General features: G+C 38.1%; 17 protein-coding genes. 11 read left to right on the top strand and 6 right to left on the bottom strand.

The window, feature by feature from the left end; translation table 11 throughout:
- Positions 1 to 13 precede the first annotated feature (13 nt).
- From RE474_RS01070 to RE474_RS01055, 4 genes are read left to right on the top strand one after another with little or no spacing between them, the layout of a single operon-like run.
- Positions 14 to 784 (top strand): roadblock/LC7 domain-containing protein, encoded by a 771-nt coding sequence (locus RE474_RS01070; RefSeq protein ID WP_309311147.1) that lies wholly within the window; start codon positions 14 to 16, stop codon positions 782 to 784.
- A gap of 13 nt (positions 785 to 797) precedes the next feature.
- The gene (locus RE474_RS01065; RefSeq protein WP_309311146.1) at positions 798 to 3,182 is read left to right on the top strand and encodes a hypothetical protein; all 2,385 of its coding nucleotides are present in this window, start codon (positions 798 to 800) and stop codon (positions 3,180 to 3,182) included.
- 16 nt (positions 3,183 to 3,198) lie between these two features.
- Entirely contained in the window at positions 3,199 to 3,963 is a 765-nt protein-coding gene (locus RE474_RS01060; protein WP_309311145.1) for a GNAT family N-acetyltransferase, read from the top strand.
- Between the two features lie 20 nt (positions 3,964 to 3,983).
- Complete coding sequence (locus RE474_RS01055; RefSeq protein ID WP_309311144.1) at positions 3,984 to 4,565, top strand: hypothetical protein; 582 nt, start codon at positions 3,984 to 3,986, stop codon at positions 4,563 to 4,565.
- A 27-nt stretch (positions 4,566 to 4,592) separates the two neighbouring features.
- Here RE474_RS01055 and RE474_RS01050 read toward each other — a convergent pair whose 3' ends face one another.
- Positions 4,593 to 5,270, bottom strand: a complete 678-nt coding sequence (locus tag RE474_RS01050; RefSeq protein WP_309312265.1) for an RAD55 family ATPase — start codon at positions 5,268 to 5,270, stop codon at positions 4,593 to 4,595.
- A gap of 160 nt (positions 5,271 to 5,430) precedes the next feature.
- Between RE474_RS01050 and RE474_RS01045 the strand changes: the two genes are divergently transcribed.
- Both RE474_RS01045 and RE474_RS01040 read left to right on the top strand, forming a co-directional pair.
- Complete coding sequence (locus tag RE474_RS01045; protein ID WP_309311143.1) at positions 5,431 to 5,850, top strand: helix-turn-helix domain-containing protein; 420 nt, start codon at positions 5,431 to 5,433, stop codon at positions 5,848 to 5,850.
- Positions 5,851 to 5,855: 5 nt separating this feature from the next.
- Positions 5,856 to 6,581, top strand: a complete 726-nt coding sequence (locus RE474_RS01040; RefSeq protein ID WP_309311142.1) for a MinD/ParA family ATP-binding protein — start codon at positions 5,856 to 5,858, stop codon at positions 6,579 to 6,581.
- Positions 6,582 to 6,602: 21 nt separating this feature from the next.
- On the opposite strand, the gene RE474_RS01035 is transcribed toward RE474_RS01040, so the two are convergent.
- The gene (locus RE474_RS01035) at positions 6,603 to 7,280 is read right to left on the bottom strand and encodes a hypothetical protein (protein WP_309311141.1); all 678 of its coding nucleotides are present in this window, start codon (positions 7,278 to 7,280) and stop codon (positions 6,603 to 6,605) included.
- Between the two features lie 203 nt (positions 7,281 to 7,483).
- On the opposite strand from RE474_RS01035, the gene RE474_RS01030 reads away from it, so the two are divergent.
- Together RE474_RS01030 and RE474_RS01025 are read left to right on the top strand one after the other, a co-directional pair.
- Positions 7,484 to 7,609: a hypothetical protein gene (locus tag RE474_RS01030; RefSeq protein WP_268865988.1), complete on the top strand. Its 126-nt coding sequence runs from the start codon at positions 7,484 to 7,486 to the stop codon at positions 7,607 to 7,609.
- On the top strand, positions 7,606 to 7,818 hold the full coding sequence (locus tag RE474_RS01025; protein WP_309311140.1) for a hypothetical protein: 213 nt from the start codon (positions 7,606 to 7,608) through the stop codon (positions 7,816 to 7,818). The genes RE474_RS01030 and RE474_RS01025 overlap by 4 nt, the downstream gene beginning before the upstream one ends.
- A 25-nt stretch (positions 7,819 to 7,843) precedes the next feature.
- Here the strand turns inward: RE474_RS01025 and mreA are convergent, their stop codons facing one another.
- Both mreA and RE474_RS01015 read right to left on the bottom strand, forming a co-directional pair.
- On the bottom strand, positions 7,844 to 8,224 hold the full coding sequence (gene mreA / locus RE474_RS01020; protein ID WP_309311139.1) for an MreA family transcriptional regulator: 381 nt from the start codon (positions 8,222 to 8,224) through the stop codon (positions 7,844 to 7,846).
- Positions 8,225 to 8,323: 99 nt separating this feature from the next.
- Positions 8,324 to 9,508, bottom strand: a complete 1,185-nt coding sequence (locus tag RE474_RS01015) for a DUF2117 family protein (RefSeq protein WP_309311138.1) — start codon at positions 9,506 to 9,508, stop codon at positions 8,324 to 8,326.
- A gap of 83 nt (positions 9,509 to 9,591) precedes the next feature.
- Between RE474_RS01015 and RE474_RS01010 the strand changes: the two genes are divergently transcribed.
- Both RE474_RS01010 and RE474_RS01005 read left to right on the top strand, forming a co-directional pair.
- Positions 9,592 to 10,287: a metal-dependent hydrolase gene (locus RE474_RS01010; RefSeq protein ID WP_309311137.1), complete on the top strand. Its 696-nt coding sequence runs from the start codon at positions 9,592 to 9,594 to the stop codon at positions 10,285 to 10,287.
- Between the two features lie 292 nt (positions 10,288 to 10,579).
- Entirely contained in the window at positions 10,580 to 10,747 is a 168-nt protein-coding gene (locus RE474_RS01005; RefSeq protein WP_309311136.1) for a hypothetical protein, read from the top strand.
- A gap of 28 nt (positions 10,748 to 10,775) precedes the next feature.
- Here RE474_RS01005 and RE474_RS01000 read toward each other — a convergent pair whose 3' ends face one another.
- The gene (locus RE474_RS01000; RefSeq protein ID WP_309311135.1) at positions 10,776 to 12,362 is read right to left on the bottom strand and encodes a sodium:solute symporter family protein; all 1,587 of its coding nucleotides are present in this window, start codon (positions 12,360 to 12,362) and stop codon (positions 10,776 to 10,778) included.
- Positions 12,362 to 12,487 (bottom strand): symporter small accessory protein, encoded by a 126-nt coding sequence (locus RE474_RS00995; protein WP_309311134.1) that lies wholly within the window; start codon positions 12,485 to 12,487, stop codon positions 12,362 to 12,364. Before RE474_RS00995 ends, RE474_RS01000 begins: the two co-directional genes overlap by 1 nt.
- Before the next feature lie 399 nt (positions 12,488 to 12,886).
- Between RE474_RS00995 and RE474_RS00990 the strand changes: the two genes are divergently transcribed.
- Entirely contained in the window at positions 12,887 to 16,858 is a 3,972-nt protein-coding gene (locus RE474_RS00990) for a right-handed parallel beta-helix repeat-containing protein (RefSeq protein ID WP_309311133.1), read from the top strand.
- The last annotated feature ends 342 nt before the right edge of the window (positions 16,859 to 17,200 follow it).

Genomic DNA, 17,200 nt, shown 5'->3' with positions numbered 1-17,200 from the left:
GAGGTGGATTGACGTGTCAGTTAAAAAAACAAAGGATGACCTTGAGGATGTTTCCCTTCTGAAGTTCGCTCTGGTCGCACAGCTTAAAAGGACACACCAATCCAGTGATGTGGATGTACTTTTGTTTGCCGGTGCGGACGGAAGGATATATGCATCCTACATACCTGATAGTATTGGCCATAAAATTTTTGAGCTGACAAATCTGATCAGCAACAATCTGCTGCATGTAAGCCAGCAGCTTGCCATGGGACTTAAGCAATCTGTTATTGAATATGAGTTTGGTACGGTAATTTTCTCTTCCGTAGGACGCGGAGCACTTTTGATTTCCCTGTTTACCGGAAAAGCAGATCTTGCGGGGAACATGGATAAGATAGATGTCGCTAAGGCTGTAATTCAGCATGTTTTTGAGCAGCGTCCAATGTCCAAGGAACAACTGGCAACTTATCCGGAAGAAGTGGCTAATGAATTGCGTATATTGGCAAAGATAGTATTTGATGAGATGTACACCCAGTCTTCCGAGTATAAGAAGAATATGGAGATACTTGCTGATATCAAGGAAAAGATCACAAGTGTCATGGGCAGAGGTGAAGTTGAGCAGGTACTTGCTATGGCTTTCAATGAAATTGCATCATCACCCAAATGGATGACAGAAGATCTTTGGCCACTGCTTCTTGAAATGATAATCAATGATCAGATACGGCCTCTGCATGGTGACTATGTGGCAGATGTATGCGAAGCCGAATGGATACCGGATATTACTCACAAACTTGAGTCCTTCGTGTGAAAGGTGAGTTGCTATGGATAACGAAATATGCACACTGGAAAAATGTGAGACTGAAATGATAAATCATGAAAGTATGGATAATGAAGTTTCACAAACCGGATCACAAGATTATTCCATGGAGCCTGGCGAAGATGAACAGGATACTGATGTCACAGGGTACGTGGAAGATTCCAAAGCTGATGTTGAAGATGTTACAAATGAAAACTTGAAGCAGACAAGTAAAACAAATAATGAAATAGGCAATAGTGCAAATATTTTGGATAACAGTGCTTCAGGTCTTGAATCCGATTCCGAACTTGCGAACTCCGAACTAATTACAAGGCTTGAAGATGCTGAAACTCGTTATAATGAGCTTGAAACTCGTTTATTCCTATTTGAAGAAAAGTTCAATGACATGCAGAAAAAGATGTCAGAAAAACTTGAATCAAGCGGTGATAAGTTATCCACTTTAGAGAATGATCTTTATTCTAAAGTGCATGAATCTGATTATAAGCAACTAAGGCAGGACTTCGATCTATTTTCCAAGAGACTTAAACGTGTAGTTCAGGCAGAGGATTCTGTAAATGCAGAAACACTGGACCCTACTAAAGTCCCTCCTGATGTTCTGGAAATAACTTATGCAAAGACCCTGAATGATCTTTATGGTGCCATGATTTCCATTTATGGTGACCGTGAATCTGCTGATATGGTGGAAACTGCCAGGGATCAGGTTCGTGAATTCAGTGCAGGTGTTGACTTTTTCAGTTTCGAGAACGAAACATTTGTAGTCAGAGGGCTCTCTGATGCGATTGCTTCCAAAATAGTTTCTGTTAAGCAGATACATGGAACCTATGTGGAACTGTTCAAAATGCTATTCCAGTATGTTCCTAATTATAACTCCCAGGACTTCCGTTCCTTTGTAGAGACCGGAAGCCGGGAATATACAATTGAAAAAGTAGTTTCTCACGAAAAGCACCTTGAAAAGATAGTTTCAGATCTCACTGAGCACAAGGGTGAGCTGGATAATCTAACTGAAAATGTAACCTTTATCGCAGAACTTCAGAATAACCAGCTTGAAGAAAGTGCTTCCAATACTCAGCAGCTCGAAGATATTAAAGAACAGATGAAAAGCATTGCAAAGGCTGTAAATCTGCATACTAAAGCAATAACCAAGCTGAACCGTACACTTAAAGAGTTAAATTCTTCAGAACTTGTTACATCTGCTACAGGAAAGGAAAGTGAAATCTTTTCAGGTTCCTCAGTTTCTGAGCAGGAAAGTGAAGCTTCAAATGCAAGCAAAGAAGAAATAATGGCAATAGCCGGGGAAATAGAATCTTTTAAGGTTGTTGTAGGTGGAATGTTCAATTCCCTGCAGGAGCAGCTCCAGATTCATATTCCGGGATATGGGGAATCTTTTATCCATGATTATCCAGAGCAAATTGTACAGGAAAATGATACTTCTCTGCAAGATAATGTGAATGAAGGTGCTTTCTCTGAAGAATCTCCTGATATAAATGTCCAGGCAGGTCAATTAGAACAGGAAGAGTTCTTGCCAGAGCCAGTAGAAGTCATTTCTGAACCTGATCAGATGTTTGCAGACCAATCACCAATGCCGGCTGAAACAGCTGAAATTTCTCCAGAGCCGTTGAATCTTGAGGACTTTGCTCCTGATCAGAATGATCTGGTTCCAGAAGCAGAAAGTATACCTGTTGGTTTTGAATTTGCGGATGTCACTCCCGAGGAAGTTCCTCTTGACCTCGAGTCTTTGGATCTCAGTCCTGATGAAGTTCCAGTTGACTTTGAATCTTCTGAAGTCACTCCCGAAGAAGTTCCTCTTGATTTTGAGTCTTTGGATATGAATCCTGATGAAGTTCCAGTTGTTTTTGAATCTGAAGTTGTTCCCGAAGAAGTTCCTCTTGATCTTGAGTCTTTGGATCTTAGTCCTGATGAGGTTCCAGTTATTTTTGAATCTGAAGTTGTTCCCGAAGAAGTCCCTCTTGATCTTGAGTCTTTGGATCTTAGTCCTGATGAGGTTCCAGTTATTTTTGAATCTGAAGTTGTTCCCGAAGAAGTTCCTCTTGATCTTGAATCTTTGGATCTTAGTCCTGACGAGATTTTGGGAAATCAAATGGAATTAACCTTATCGGAAGCTGAAATAGTCATACAGGATGCTCCTGAACAGCCACAGCCCATACGATTAAAAGACATGCCTATAGAGGAAGTGATAGTCGGGCAGCTTTCGATTGCGGGGTCAGCAACCCTGAAACAGCTGGAGAAACAGATTCAGGCAAGTGGTTATCCTATAGACTTTGAAAAGATATCTCTTGTAATGGATTATTTAGAACAGGAACGGATGGTGGATACTGTCAAGAAAGGCAGATACACATTCTATTCGGTTGCAGGGGCCGTAAATGTTTGAGCTCAGATGATTAAGAATGTCAATTGATGGTATGAAAATACTACACGTAGCAGGAAACATCAGCTATGGTATACTTGAAGCAGGCTCATCGGTGGATCAGCTTGACATAGATATTGGAAATTCTTCTAATATTGGCTTTAATTATTTCCATAACAAGTTTGGTATGCCATATGATTTCCTGCTCAAAAGCTCTTTAAGTTCCGGTCATTCATTGTTTGTTGCAGTGAAAGCTAACAATAAGTTACTTGGTTTTGCGAGGTTTGAGCAAATATCCGAGGAAATTGAAAAAACCTATCGTGGAAAGACCAATGTAGTTCATCATTCAATTCATTTGCTAAGAAGTATTGAGATACATCCGGCACACAGGCATGTTGGGATAGGTCGCCTGCTTTTTTCAATTTCTGTAAACCACTTGAAGACCAATGTAATAACAATGCCGGATAATTCAGGTGCAGCAAGTTTTTTTAAAGATAAACTTGGTTTTACGTCTCTTAATCCAAAAAGTAGCGGTCTTTCTCCAAGATACAAAGGATACCTGATGCTTCCATACCCGCGTGCGAGAAGCATTCTGAAAACCATGGCGGGGGATTATCCCAGAATGGTAATGCCTGAGCTTATTGGCAGTTACGAAGCACTCAAGTTCAGGCGTAATATGGGAAAGAACATCACTTCAGAGGATATAAGTGATTTTATAACATTATTTGAAAGTTCAAAGGAGCTTCTGGATAGTAAACTGGAAGGCGAGATGAATTCTTTTATCAGGGGATTAGACTTAAAATAATCAGTAATTCAGGTGGTATTTTGGCAAATTTAGATGTCCAGCGTTTACGTAAGAATTTATTGAAATATTACGGAAAGTTTAACGTATTACCGGCTAATACATACGAATTCTCCTCAAATATGGATGGAAGTAATTGTGCGGCTATTATTGATGATATTGCCAGTTATCTTCTAAAACCATCCGAGAGGAATATAAAACTGGAGTTATCTCAGATTTTCAAGGACTCTGAGAATCCGGAAATACCTTACTTTGAAGTTGTTATGGATATCATGCAGTTCATGAATGAATTTGTTGGTGATCCTCATACTGTGGAGCTTATTTTTGCCAGGGTCAATAATGATGTGGCAAGGAAAAAACTCGAGGTTGAAGATAAGATATATTATACAAATGAGGAATGGACCTCCGAGATTGCAGAGTCTGCAATTCAAAAATTAAGGGATGTGGGTACCGAAAGGGACTATCAGTTAATGGTTGATCAGCTTTCAGATGTGCTTTCACATTTCACAAGTGAAGAAGGAATAAAAACCGTGCGTATGAGACTTAATAATATTATCAAGAATCATTGCCAGCGTGAACTGGATGATTTGTCCATTTATCTTTGAAACGATATTTCAGTGATTTAGCATTGTCTAGAAAATAATTCCATCATTTGTGATGCTGAATTTATGTTTCCCTGCGATGAAATCGCTTCCTCTTTCCTTGATTATCTCAAGGAACCGGTAGCTATTATCATCTCCATTTGCTTTATCAAGTACTATTACGGTGTCAAAGATGTATGACCACTGACTTGAATTGATATCTGTAGCAGGGATTTCACCTGTGGCCATCAGGAGGATGTTATTATCGTCAAACTCCTGGAGTAGGTTCTGTACAAAAGCACGAAGTTCAGATTTGTGGAATGGGCGTTCGTCAAAAGTACTTTCTATGTCTTCCAGTATATTCATTGTATCAATTACAACTCTGGAAGGTTTGTCCTTCAGGATATTCTCATTGATGTATTCAAAGATAGCAAAATCACCTTTAGCCACAACATCTGAATTTATCGAAAAAACTTTCAGTTTGTTGCCTATAAGTTTCTCATCATAAAATGAGAATGAAGATATTGCTCTTAATATCTTATCCTTTGATTCTGAAAGTAGTGAGACGTAAGCACATTTTTCTCCTTCTCTGGCAGCATTGAAAAGCGATTGCATACAGAGATTTGTTTTACCCGTTCCACAAGAACCCGCGATCAGAATGGATGATGGTTTGATTAATCCCCCGTAAAGAAGATCATCCAGCTTTGTGATATATGACGGGCTTCTCATTTCATCCACTTTCTTTTGTTTACGTATTGATATTTTATAAGTTTGTCGTAATTCTAAAAAGAATAATGCTTTATTCTCATTAAATATAGAATGTATTTAAGCAAGCTTATATATAATCAGCCCAATTAAATTGCATATTACAATCAAATAATTTTTCATTATGTTGATTATCATGTCCGACCTTCATAACAATAACGGGATTTTGGAATATCTTAATGATATAAACGAGCATTTGAAGTTACTGGAATTACGCATAGCAGATCTTGAAGCCCGTAATTCTCCAGCAATCAATGATAAAATGGCTGTTTTTCTGACAGTTCCTGATTCTATCCGTAAATCATTGTTCGCCGTTTCAAAGTTGACTTCATGCACAGCAGATGAAGTGAGCGAAATTACAGGAAGACATCGCTCAATAGAGAACAAATACCTTAATGAGCTTTACAGGGCCGGGTGGCTTGAAAGAGAGCGGAAAGGTAAAAAGATCTATTATTCTCTGAGCAAGAAAGTTGATAATAAGAACAATGAACATTGGTCTGTGGTGGAAGAGGTTGAGAACAAACTTGACCAATTACTTGGGTGAGTAAAATGCTTTTGAGTTTTCATTCATATAAAGGTGGTACGGGCAAAACAACATTTGTTGGAAATCTGGGGGTCATGCTCTCTCAAAAGGGAAACAAAATATGCATAATCGATACCGATGTAAATGGTCCGGGTCTGCATTCTTTGTTTGACATAAGATATGATATGACACTCATTGATTATCTGCAGGGTGTTTGCAGTTCAGAAGATATTGTTTACAAATACGGGAACACTGATGTTTATGTAGTTCCGTCCAAAGCATGTGAAGAAGACATATCTACCATGTTTAACACACCTGGTGAAGCCAGGGACAAATTACTTTCTCTGGTAAAAAAACTTGGGGAAAAATTGGATATCGATCATTTTCTCTTTGATTGCAGTCCGGGTATCAATAAGTCAAGTCTTTTGACCATGAACCTGGTTGATAAGGCAGTGATCGTTTCAACCATTGATATTCAGGATATCAGGGGAACCTATGTGCTGTCAAGTATGTCTGCCAAACTGGAAACCCATGCAGCTCTTCTGTTTAACAGGATACCTGCTGATAAAAGGGATGATCTCATGTCTATTGTCTCTGATTTCAGTAATAAGCTTGGCACAGAGCTTTTGGGACTTATTGCGTACGACGATTACGTTGCTAAATCATGGTCCAGGAAGATCGCAATGCAGGATGATCCTGAATGCGAATATTGCAATGAGTTAAAAAAGGTATCAGAAAAGCTTATAAATTAGATATGGTTGGATAGGAATTGTTTATAGGGATGTCCTGTATTCTTCAAGGCTCTCTCCAACTATTCTGTCAAGTTCTTTCTTTTCTTCAGGCGTAAGGCTGAATATCTCTTTTATTTTGTTTACATCATCCTGCATGGAAGGTTTAAGATAGAGATTGTCACCTTTGATTGTATATTTAACATCAGGGAATTCCTCTCTATTTTTTATTATCTTTCCTTCTGCAAGCAGGAATTCATTCTTGAAATAAGGTATGAGTTCAGCCTTTACCAGTGGATTACTGCATTTTTCACCGACCATGGCTATCATGGCACTACCATATTCCTCACTCTTGCGAAGAAGTATTGACAGGAAGCGAATATATGGACGTGAGTTCTGATCTTTTTCAAGGTAGCTTATGTCCGATACTATTATCAGGTGTTTTCCCTGAGATAGCATTTTTTCAATTTTGATAAGTGCAGTGGTAAAATTCCTGAAAATATAGAATGAGCTTGTATTACCTGAAAAGTTCCCGCTATCCATTTCGTTTTCGTTCCAGCAGATCCTGATCACAGGGATCTTATCTTCTTTTTCTATTTCCTGTGCGATCTTTGTTACAAGTTCTGCTGTCTGTAAATAATCCTTATAGCAAAAAACGGAGCTTTTTCCCCTGAGCACCGCAAGGAAATCTATAAGTGTTCTCTCATGCGTACTATTACTCATCTCTATCGCTACCATTGCCATTTTATTATTTACGATGTATAATTAAACTGTACCTGGAGAATTTATATCTTTCTAATTGATGCCGGACTTTATTTGATTTTTTGGTTTAATATTCATTCATCTCTTATTTGTGAAGAAAGTATCCTGTTTTTCCCGAAAAGATTAATACCTATTGCAGCAGATACAATCTGAGGTGTTTTCGTATGTCAAAGTTCCATAAAAGAGACTATGAACGTAAGGGTGAAAAGAAGTACGAAGAACTAGATGCAAAGCTTATACAGGAAAACCTCAAAGATCTAAGGTCCCCGGAAGGTGAAATAGTAGAGTGACAATAACGCTTGATATTGAACTGGTCAATTCGGACCTTTCAAATAAAAAACTGACTGTTCCGATTGATACTACTTATGAAAACGTTCTGGACATTCTTGGTATAAACCAGGAAACTGTCCTTCTTTTAAAAGATAAAAAAGCTGTCCCGATTGATGGAATTGCTGTGCCCGGTAATCTGACCATCATGTGTATTGCTTCACAAGGATGATTCCGACCGGACACGCTTAAAAACTTTACATTCTTTTAGTAATGTCCTTAAGTTTTGTGATAGCGTCCATCGTTGTCTTAGTGTCTTCTATGATCTTCTGCTCATAGTGTTTGATGATATCTTCAACCGGAGCGGAAAGTCTGTAGATCTTTGTAGGTCTGCCTTTTCCGACTGCTTTCTTGTTGTGGATATCGATCCAGCTTCTTTCACGCATGTGCCTCATGGCAACGCTTACTTCTGGCTGTCTCAGACCTGTGCTCATCTCGATCTCCTGAGAGGATGCTTCTTCCACATTTGAAAGGTAGGTAAGTGTGGTTGCTACATTCCTGGACATTCCCAGGCTTTTCAGTGCTTCAATGAACTTGTAGTCTGTGTCATCTAGTATTTTTACTTCAAAGTCTTTCATAATAACCCCTTATTACGTTATGCTCTAGTGAGCTCTACTTGCTAATATGACATTATTATATTTAAAGTTATATATGCGCAAATTTAAAGCAGATAATAATTAATAATCTTTTCTAAAAATGATTAATTTTTTCGACAATCTGAATATATTGTTCCTTAATGCATTTATAGAGTCGAACTCAGCAGCCGTTTTTCCATCAAAGATATCCTCCCGTATTTTTTTTCCAACAATATCGTCATTCCCTGATTCCAGACGTATCACAACAGAGCCAGGATAAATGTGTTTCATGTGTGAGAATCCATCAAGATCTCCATCAGTTATTCCTATTACAGGTATTCTTAGCCTGTACAGTATATCAGCAGCAAGATCTGTGGTATCATCACCTATGGTTACTGCAATATCTGCATCGCCTATAAGTTCAAACGTGCTCTCAGCTTCATGGTCGATGATTACAGCCTTAATCTTGCCTGGTGCAGTATTTGCATTATTATTGGCGTCTGGTATGTTTTTTTTCGTTTTTCCATAAGTTTCAGGAGCTTTTTCTTTCCTGCGAACAGAGAATTTACCACTTCTTAAAGGTCCGCTTTTAATCCAACATGTACGCAAGTCGATTGGAATTCTGTTCTTGTATCCATGAAGTTTTTCCAGGCCATGCTCTTTTATTCTGGCACCTTCAATTTCACGGATAAAACCGTTCTCACTTATGATACGGATATCTTCAGATTCTGCAAATCCTACTATAATTCCGTTGATCATTATCTTCTCTCCCACATGGACACCGTAAACATTCCTGATGATACGGTGTCCGTGGTCTTCAATACTTATCGGCTTAACAAGTTCAGGTACATCTTCAAGTTCCAGATCAAGCATTTCTGAGATTTTCTCAGCTTCATTCGTAGATTTGAAATTCCATGGAATTACCTTTCCATCGGATAAACCCGGACGTTCGATCTGTACAAGCGGTTTTATATTCCTGTCTTCAATCCTTGAAACAACAATATTTGCAAAAAGAAGTCCGTTTTCAGTAGTTTTGCCATGGTTCAACAGTATGATTAAATCCTTTGTAAGAAAGAATTCTTCTATACACTTGCTGGGCTTGAGACTTTTACTTATATCTATTAAGTTCTCAAGATGTGCGTCAAGGACTGCTGTTTTCCCGATCGTCCCTGCCATGACAACAGAAACGTTTCCAAGTTCTCTCATCCTGTCAATTACTTTTGCGGCCATCCCTGAATCCACAACATCGGGTCCATGCACTACAATGCCTATTTCCATGATAATCATTCAGTCTCTCAACTTAAATCTATTATTGCTACCATTATTGTTCCTGTCGATAGACTCTTATTCTGCTGTATTGTTTTTGTCTCATGGATAACGTTGTACTTACCTGGATCGGGCATTCATGTTTCAGGATAGATGTGGATGAAACCATTATTCTTGTTGATCCTTTTATTACGGAAAACCCCTCTGCCAGGGTTAGTGTAGATGAACTCTGCCCGGATATTATTGCAGTCACTCATGGTCATTGGGATCACCTTGGGGATACTGTGGAAATTGCTAAAAGAACGGGTTGTACAGTAGTTTGTATACATGAGTTGTCTCAGTATCTGAAGTCTAAGGACATTAAAACAGAGGGTATGAATATTGGCGGGACAATTAAGATAGGAAACTTAAGTTTTACAATGACTGACGCCAGACATTCTTCTTCCATTGATGAAGCAGGGAGGGAGGTAGATGGTGGCAGAGCTGCGGGTTTTGTTATAAAAGCAGGTGAAAGATCAATCTATCATGCAGGTGACACCGGATTATTTGGTGACATGGCACTCATATCCAGATTATATCACCCGGAAATTGCACTTCTTCCGATAGGGGGACGTTATACAATGGGTCCGGAAGATGCCGCACTGGCAGTGGAGATGTTGCGCCCCAGAATGGTTGTTCCAATGCATTACAACACATTTGAAGCTATTACCCAGGATTCACATTATTTTGTAAGTCTTGTAAAAACAGTGTCCGATGCAGACGTGCTTATTATGGAAATTGACTGCCCTATGATTTTATAAAGCTTTGGCTATAAAATATTTTATTCTTCATTTATATACTACGGATAGCTTTATATTTCATTATGTCGAAGGAGTCTTAGGCAAAAGTCGAGTTACATTTATTTATAACATATATCCCCTCTAGTTCTCGTCATACGGCTTTTGCCTCTATGATTGACTGTTCTGTATTCTTATTTGTCATTAAATCATGTGCTGCATGGATTTAATTGGTTCGGAAGTGCATGCGCTATCGAGTAGTGATAACTATGGAGTATGGATTTACTGATCTTGTTAATGTAGGAGAACTACGTGAATGGATAGTTTTTGCAAGGATTACAGTATATCTTACACCGTGCTTGATTCATTCAATAACAAATTCTTGTTCTTACCAGGAACCAAGTCAGTTCCATGTGACAGGGACAATGCATTCAGGCTTATGAATCTGTTTGAACTGAGCGGAAAAAGAAGTATGGGCAATTAATGCCCGAATTTTGAAGCGATCTATTTTTCTATTTCTTAAAGCAGGTGTCAAGGTGTTCCTGCGGTGTTGGTTTAGTCATAAGACTGACTACGATGGCAACTACAAAAGCAAGTGGTGTAGCTACAAGTATCGGATCTACAACTGTCCATGTTCCTGTAAGAATAGTGTCGACACCAAAGATCGCTTTGCTTATTCCAAGTGGTACTGCTTCTGATTTGTGAACGAACGCAAGCCAGAAAAGACTACTGAAAGTACCAACAAGCAGGCTTGCAATTGCACCTTCCTTTGTCATACGTTTCCAGAACAGCGCTCCTGTGTACATTGGCAGGAAAGCTGCTGCACAAAGTCCGAAGAAGATCGCGGTTGCACGGGCGATAATACTGATCGGAAGTATGTATGCCAGTACTACACTTGCAAGGATTGTGAATGCGATTGCTGCCTTTGTTATGTTGATTGTCTGTCCAAGTTCACCTTTCTTCAGGTATTCACGATAGAAATCGTGTCCGATCGATGTTCCCATTGTGTGGAACTGTGAACTGAGAGTTGACATTGCTGCTGCCAGCAGGGTCAGCATGAACAAGACTACAAAAGTACTTGGCATGGCACTGTTGATGAACTCCGGCATTATAAGGTCGGTGTTTCCACCTGCAACGACTACTGATATCTTGCCAACTGTCTGGTAGAAGTATGCATTTGAGAGTGCACCAACTGTGAAAGCTACTCCTGTCATCATGAGGATAAAAGGGCCGCCTACAAGTGCAGCTCTGTTGAGTGCTGTGTCGTTCTTTACTGTCATGAACCTTACTGCAAGCTGAGGTTGTGCAACCACACCAATTCCCACACCGAGTACAAGTGTTGAAACCAGTGTCCACCAAATTGGTGAACCGAATGCCGGCATGGAGGTCCATCCCAGATGTCCTCCTGCTGCAAGACTTTCAGGTACAAGATTGTTCATTGCAGTGAGTGCTGAATGGGCTGCAGTAACTCCACCAAGTTTTGCATATGTGAATACCAGCAGGAATACCATTCCAATGAACATGAGAGTTCCCTGAAGGGCATCTGTATACATAACAGCGATAAGTCCACCTGTGATTACATAAGCGGCTACGATAACTGTGAGAATAAGAACTGCAACGTCATAGTTTATACTGAGGGTTGATTCAAGGAATCTTGCTCCTCCGATAAGTACGATACCGGCGTAAAGCGGCATGAATATACCAATGAGTGCTCCTGAGAATCCCTGGATGAACCTTGACTGGAAACGTCTTCCGATAAGTTCAGGAAATGTAACAGCATTGAGGTTAAGTCCCATACGGCGGGTTTTTGAACCGAATACTACGAATGCGATAAAAATTCCTACAAAAATGTTCATGAATGCAAGCCATAAGAGTCCCATACCAAGAGCACCGGCGGCTCCACCAAAACCGACTATAGCCGAAGTACTGATAAATGTAGCACCATAGGAGAGTGCAAGAATATAAGGATGAATTTTCCTTCCTGCCACCATGTAGTCTTCAGTTTCTTTTGTTTTCTTGTATCCGAGCCATCCCAGATAAAAGATCACCATAAGATATACAAGTATGATTATTCCGAGAACCGGTGTGTCGAGTGCCATTAATCCACCTCACCATCATCGGAATCGTCGTTCCATTTAAGTGCTCCATATATAATGCAGCCGATGGCACTTACAAAGCATAGTATGTAAGCCAGCCATATTTGTGGGTCATCTATTCCAAGCATTTTTCTCCTTCCGTGTATTTGCTATAAATAATAATGATATTTGTTAACATGTCAACTGTTAACATACCACTATATTTAAAGGTTAGGAAAAGATTGCGTGCCTGCGGCTGATAAAAAATGTTTGAATAGAAATATTCGTTTCTCAATAATATCTAAAAATTAAAAATCTATCTATTCAATATTTGTACATGATATTAAGTCTTCCATATTTCCAAAGATAATATGTCAATTATTTAAAATTTAAACATGATGTTTGTTAATTTTGATGTTTATTATTACTGTCTAACAGTCTCAACATTTATATATAACCAGCGTATTATAAATCGCTACTGTATAATTATTGATTAAGTTCATACTTCTTATTTGAGGGTTGGATGTCAGATTAGAATGTGGTTCAATATGACAAGAAAAATTTTATTTATTCTTTTAGCAGCTTTAGTCTGCATAATGCTTTTTAGCATTGGTACAGTTTCCGCAACAAATCTCTATGTTAATGATACAGGTGGTTATCCAACGATTAGCAATGCTGTTAGTGCAGCCAATGACGGTGATACTATTATCGTATCTGATGGTCTTTATGTTGAATGGGTATATGTCTCTACATCTAACCTAACAATTTGTTCCGAAAATGGATCGGATACTACATCATGGACAGGTATAGCATCTGACGCACTTTCAATCGATGGTGTCAGCAATGTCACAATTGACGGTTTTAAATTCTATGGTGGAGCGAGTGCAGTTATAGAAATAACAAATTCAAATAATTGTACTATCAGTAACAATCTTATAACTACATCTTCTACCGGTATTTTAGTCTCATTTAGTCAGTCTAATACTATATTAAACAATGTTATTACTGACAATAACTATGGTATCCAGTTAGTAGGTCTTTCTAATGACAACACTCTAATAGGAAATACTATTTATGAAAATACTTATGGTATTTATGATAGTGGTACTTATATCACTAACCTAATAAGTAACACCGTTTTGAACAATACTGAATATGATGTTTTCTTTAGTGTCCCTAGTGCTAATAAAATAATAACTGACATGATATTGACAAATAATTCCAGTCGAATATCAACAATCATCCCTGCATCAATAGATACATCAACATATTTCAAAGGACTTGAAACATCTACAGCCTTCCCTGAAATGACAAACATCAATGGTTATATTTCCATTAACAGAACTTCTGATGTTGATTTAGATGCTTCATTCTCTTATGATGAATCTGATTTAGATAGCGTTGCTGAATCAGACATCTCTCTCTATTGGCTCAATGATACCACATGGACAGCTGTAGAAGGAGCTACGCTTGACACAACCAATAATAAAGTCTCCGCAACCCTTACTGGTTTCTCAGAAAATGTGTATGTTACATTCGGTCTTTTTGCAGACACAATAATCATTCCATCTGCTCCAGAAGGTTTCACAAACACCACCGGCGATGACTGGATCAATCATACCTGGACTGCTGACACAAGCGGTAAAACAGATTCCTATAACATTAGTATTGGTGAAAGCTGGATAAATGGAAGTACATACAATTTCTTCAACCATTCTGGCCTTTCAGCACACGCATGGTCAAACATAACTGTCTATGCCTACAATGCCACAGATTCCACTCTCTCAGATGGAACTATTGACAATGTTCAGATGCCAAATAATGTTGTTACAATTCTTGACATAACAGACATTACGGTAACTGAAGGAGAGACTATTACCTTTGACATTAATTCATCAGACGCAGACGGCGATACTCCTACATTTGCCTGCAACAATACTTCCCTGTTCGATAGTTTCAATACTGAAACAGGAGAAGGTTCATGGATCACAGATTTGACTGATGCAGGAATTTACTCTGTTGAATTCAATGTGACTGATGGTTACGGTTCAATTTCGTCTCAAATAATTACAATCACTGTAAATGATTTCACCCTATCTGCTCCTACTCTTAGCAATTCAACAGGCAATTTCTATGTAGACTGGACTTGGGATGCAGTAGAAAATGCAGACTCCTATAATGTAAGTCTGAATGGAATTTGGACTAATGGTACTACTGTTCTTGAAATGAATAATACTCCTATGGATGCACATGCTACCTCTACAATTCAAGTCCTTGCATACAATGAAACATACGGAGCATTGTCTGATGCAGTCAGTGATTCAATAACTCTTGCTAACAACCTAATCTCAATATCCGGTTTGGACAATATTGAAGTCAATGAATCTGAACTAATTTCTGTTAATGCAGGATACTCTGATCTGGATGAAGATACACCAACCTTCAGCTGTAACAGAACTGACCTATTCACAGATTTCAACACAAGCACAGGAGAAGGAACTTGGCAGACCAATTATACAAGTTCTGGAACTTACTCTATTGAGTTTACTGTAAGTGATGGCGTTGAATCTACTGCTACTCAGGTAATTACAATCACAGTGACAAATGCACCAACTACCTTTTATGTTGGAAGCAGCGGCTATGATTACACAACTATCCAGGATGCAATAAATGATGCAGCCGAAGGTGACACAATCATTGTAACTGACGGTATTTATGCCGAGTGTATTATCATTAACAAAGGTATTGTACTTCGTTCTGAAAATGGTGCAGAAAACACTACTTTACTGGAAGGTGAGCCTGCTCCTATAATTAATATATATGCAGATAATGTAACTATTGATGGTTTCAATGTCACAGGATCAGGTACTTATGAAGGTATTTCTCTCTCCTCCTCAAATGACAGCATAATAATAAACAATACCTGTACTGTAAATAGTTTCGGTATTTACCTCGATCACTCCAATAATATTACAGTGACGGATAACATTCTCAATAATAACATCAATGCTGGTATTCTAACTTCATACTCTAGTTATAATACTCTGACAAACAATGAGATAAATAACAATGGAAACGATGGTATTTACCTACATACTTCATCTTACAATACCCTAACAGATAACTTTGTAAATTATAATGAAGGAACTGGTATTTACTTAGATAATTCATGTAACAATAATACCATAGAACACAACAGAGTTCATGACAATTATGATATAGGTATTCTAGTGAGTGACTCCGACAACAATATTCTAACTGACAATAATATCTACAACAACTATGATGGTATTACACTTAGTTATTCAAATACCAACACTCTAACAGATAATATTTTAGATAATAATGACGAATTTGGTATTTACCTTATATATTCAAATACCAACACTTTGGCAAATAATATTGCAGTTAACAATGATGTATATGGAATTGCAATTTCTACTTCCATTAATAATATTCTAACTGACAATATTGTAACAAGTAATATACTTGGTGATTTCTGGACAGCATCTCTCAACAATACAGTTGAAAATCTCGAAATTACTTTAAATGGTATTCTGATATCTTACACTTCAGATGATACAGCAACCAATTTCATAGGAAATTATTTAATCTCTACTTTATCAGAAAAAATAAATGTTGGTAATTATTTCACTATCGAAAGAAGCACTCCTTTAGAGATTTTCCTTTCCTACGATGATTCAGACATGAGCAGTACTGGAGAATCTTCTATTAATCTGTATAAGTATAACAATAGTGACAGTACATGGTCTGTAGTGAATGATACAACACTTAATATCTCTGTCAATCAGCTAAATGTAACAATTAGTGAAGGAACCTACGGATTGTTCAAAGATCCTGAACCAACAACTTCCAGTAGTTCAAGTTCATCCGGTTCAAGTGGTGGTTCTGTAGCTACAAGAGTAAGATCACAGGGAACAATAGCCACACTTTCAACAAACGGTGCTGGGGAACTAACAGGTGACACTGTTGTCAAATCAAAAGATACTATAACAACTGTGACTTTGTACAAGGGAACAGTTGGAACAGACACATCTGGAAATCCTGTTAATACGATAATAGTAACTACTCCTGCGTCCATGCCTGCCGATACTCCTGATGAAGTACTTGAATCAGGTCTTTACTATGATTTCGGACCTTCGGGAACCACATTTAACAAGGAAGTCCTGATAACTATAGACTTCGATCCGGAAGATTTTGAAGGCAAAACTCCGTTAATCTATACCTACAATTCAGAAGACGGCTGGACTGCTCTTGAAACAACTATTGACTGGGAGAATGGCAGAGCAACTGCATATACCACCCACTTCTCACTCTACGCTCTGTTTGGAGATGACGCAGAAGAGATAGTTGAAGAAATACTACAGGATCCTGCATCAGCATCAGTAACTGAAGAAGAAACAGAATCAGTTGAAGATGAAACATCGGATACTCCAGGATTTACTGCTCTTGCAGGAATTGTGTTTGTTCTACTTTCTTTCTTTGCAAGAAGAAAATAAAGTATAAAGAGAGCAATAAGCTCTCTTTTCTCTTTTTTATTTATCTTTTCTGTTTTAAAATTAAAATCGATACAAAGTACTGAAATTAAATTTTTTAGAGTTATTTAGTTAAATATGTAATCTTAAATCATACCTGCATTAGATTTAATGATATCAAAAGTGTGGAGTTTAGGAGGATATTTCGAAAAAGATGCGTTCTGGTTATAGAGTCTGTTTCTGAAGAAGAACAAAACAAATTCAATGAACAAAATAATGGGCATCCTTTTCAACAAATTCTCTAATAAGAAAAACGTTTTCAATTATCATTATTAAAAAGAGAATAAAACGATCAACCAACAAAAC

The sequence above is a fragment of the Methanolobus sediminis genome (assembly GCF_031312595.1).
GTDB classification, from domain to species: domain Archaea; phylum Halobacteriota; class Methanosarcinia; order Methanosarcinales; family Methanosarcinaceae; genus Methanolobus; species Methanolobus sediminis.
Note: the sequence above shows the minus strand (reverse complement) of the source record. Positions and strands in the feature narration are given on the sequence as shown.

Excerpts from the sequence above, each read along its gene's own strand:
- RE474_RS01065 (WP_309311146.1), top strand. The coding sequence starts at position 798 with ATGGATAACGAAATATGCACACTGGAAAAATGTGAGACTGAAATGATA.
- RE474_RS01060 (WP_309311145.1), top strand. The coding sequence starts at position 3,199 with ATGTCAATTGATGGTATGAAAATACTACACGTAGCAGGAAACATCAGC.
- RE474_RS01050 (WP_309312265.1), bottom strand. The coding sequence starts at position 5,270 with ATGAGAAGCCCGTCATATATCACAAAGCTGGATGATCTTCTTTACGGG.
- RE474_RS01045 (WP_309311143.1), top strand. The coding sequence starts at position 5,431 with ATGTTGATTATCATGTCCGACCTTCATAACAATAACGGGATTTTGGAA.
- RE474_RS01040 (WP_309311142.1), top strand. The coding sequence starts at position 5,856 with ATGCTTTTGAGTTTTCATTCATATAAAGGTGGTACGGGCAAAACAACA.
- RE474_RS01035 (WP_309311141.1), bottom strand. The coding sequence starts at position 7,280 with ATGAGTAATAGTACGCATGAGAGAACACTTATAGATTTCCTTGCGGTG.
- RE474_RS01030 (WP_268865988.1), top strand. The coding sequence starts at position 7,484 with ATGTCAAAGTTCCATAAAAGAGACTATGAACGTAAGGGTGAAAAGAAG.
- mreA (WP_309311139.1), bottom strand. The coding sequence starts at position 8,224 with ATGAAAGACTTTGAAGTAAAAATACTAGATGACACAGACTACAAGTTC.
- RE474_RS01015 (WP_309311138.1), bottom strand. The coding sequence starts at position 9,508 with ATGATTATCATGGAAATAGGCATTGTAGTGCATGGACCCGATGTTGTG.
- RE474_RS01010 (WP_309311137.1), top strand. The coding sequence starts at position 9,592 with ATGGATAACGTTGTACTTACCTGGATCGGGCATTCATGTTTCAGGATA.
- RE474_RS01005 (WP_309311136.1), top strand. The coding sequence starts at position 10,580 with ATGGATAGTTTTTGCAAGGATTACAGTATATCTTACACCGTGCTTGAT.
- RE474_RS01000 (WP_309311135.1), bottom strand. The coding sequence starts at position 12,362 with ATGGCACTCGACACACCGGTTCTCGGAATAATCATACTTGTATATCTT.
- RE474_RS00995 (WP_309311134.1), bottom strand. The coding sequence starts at position 12,487 with ATGCTTGGAATAGATGACCCACAAATATGGCTGGCTTACATACTATGC.
- RE474_RS00990 (WP_309311133.1), top strand. The coding sequence starts at position 12,887 with ATGACAAGAAAAATTTTATTTATTCTTTTAGCAGCTTTAGTCTGCATA.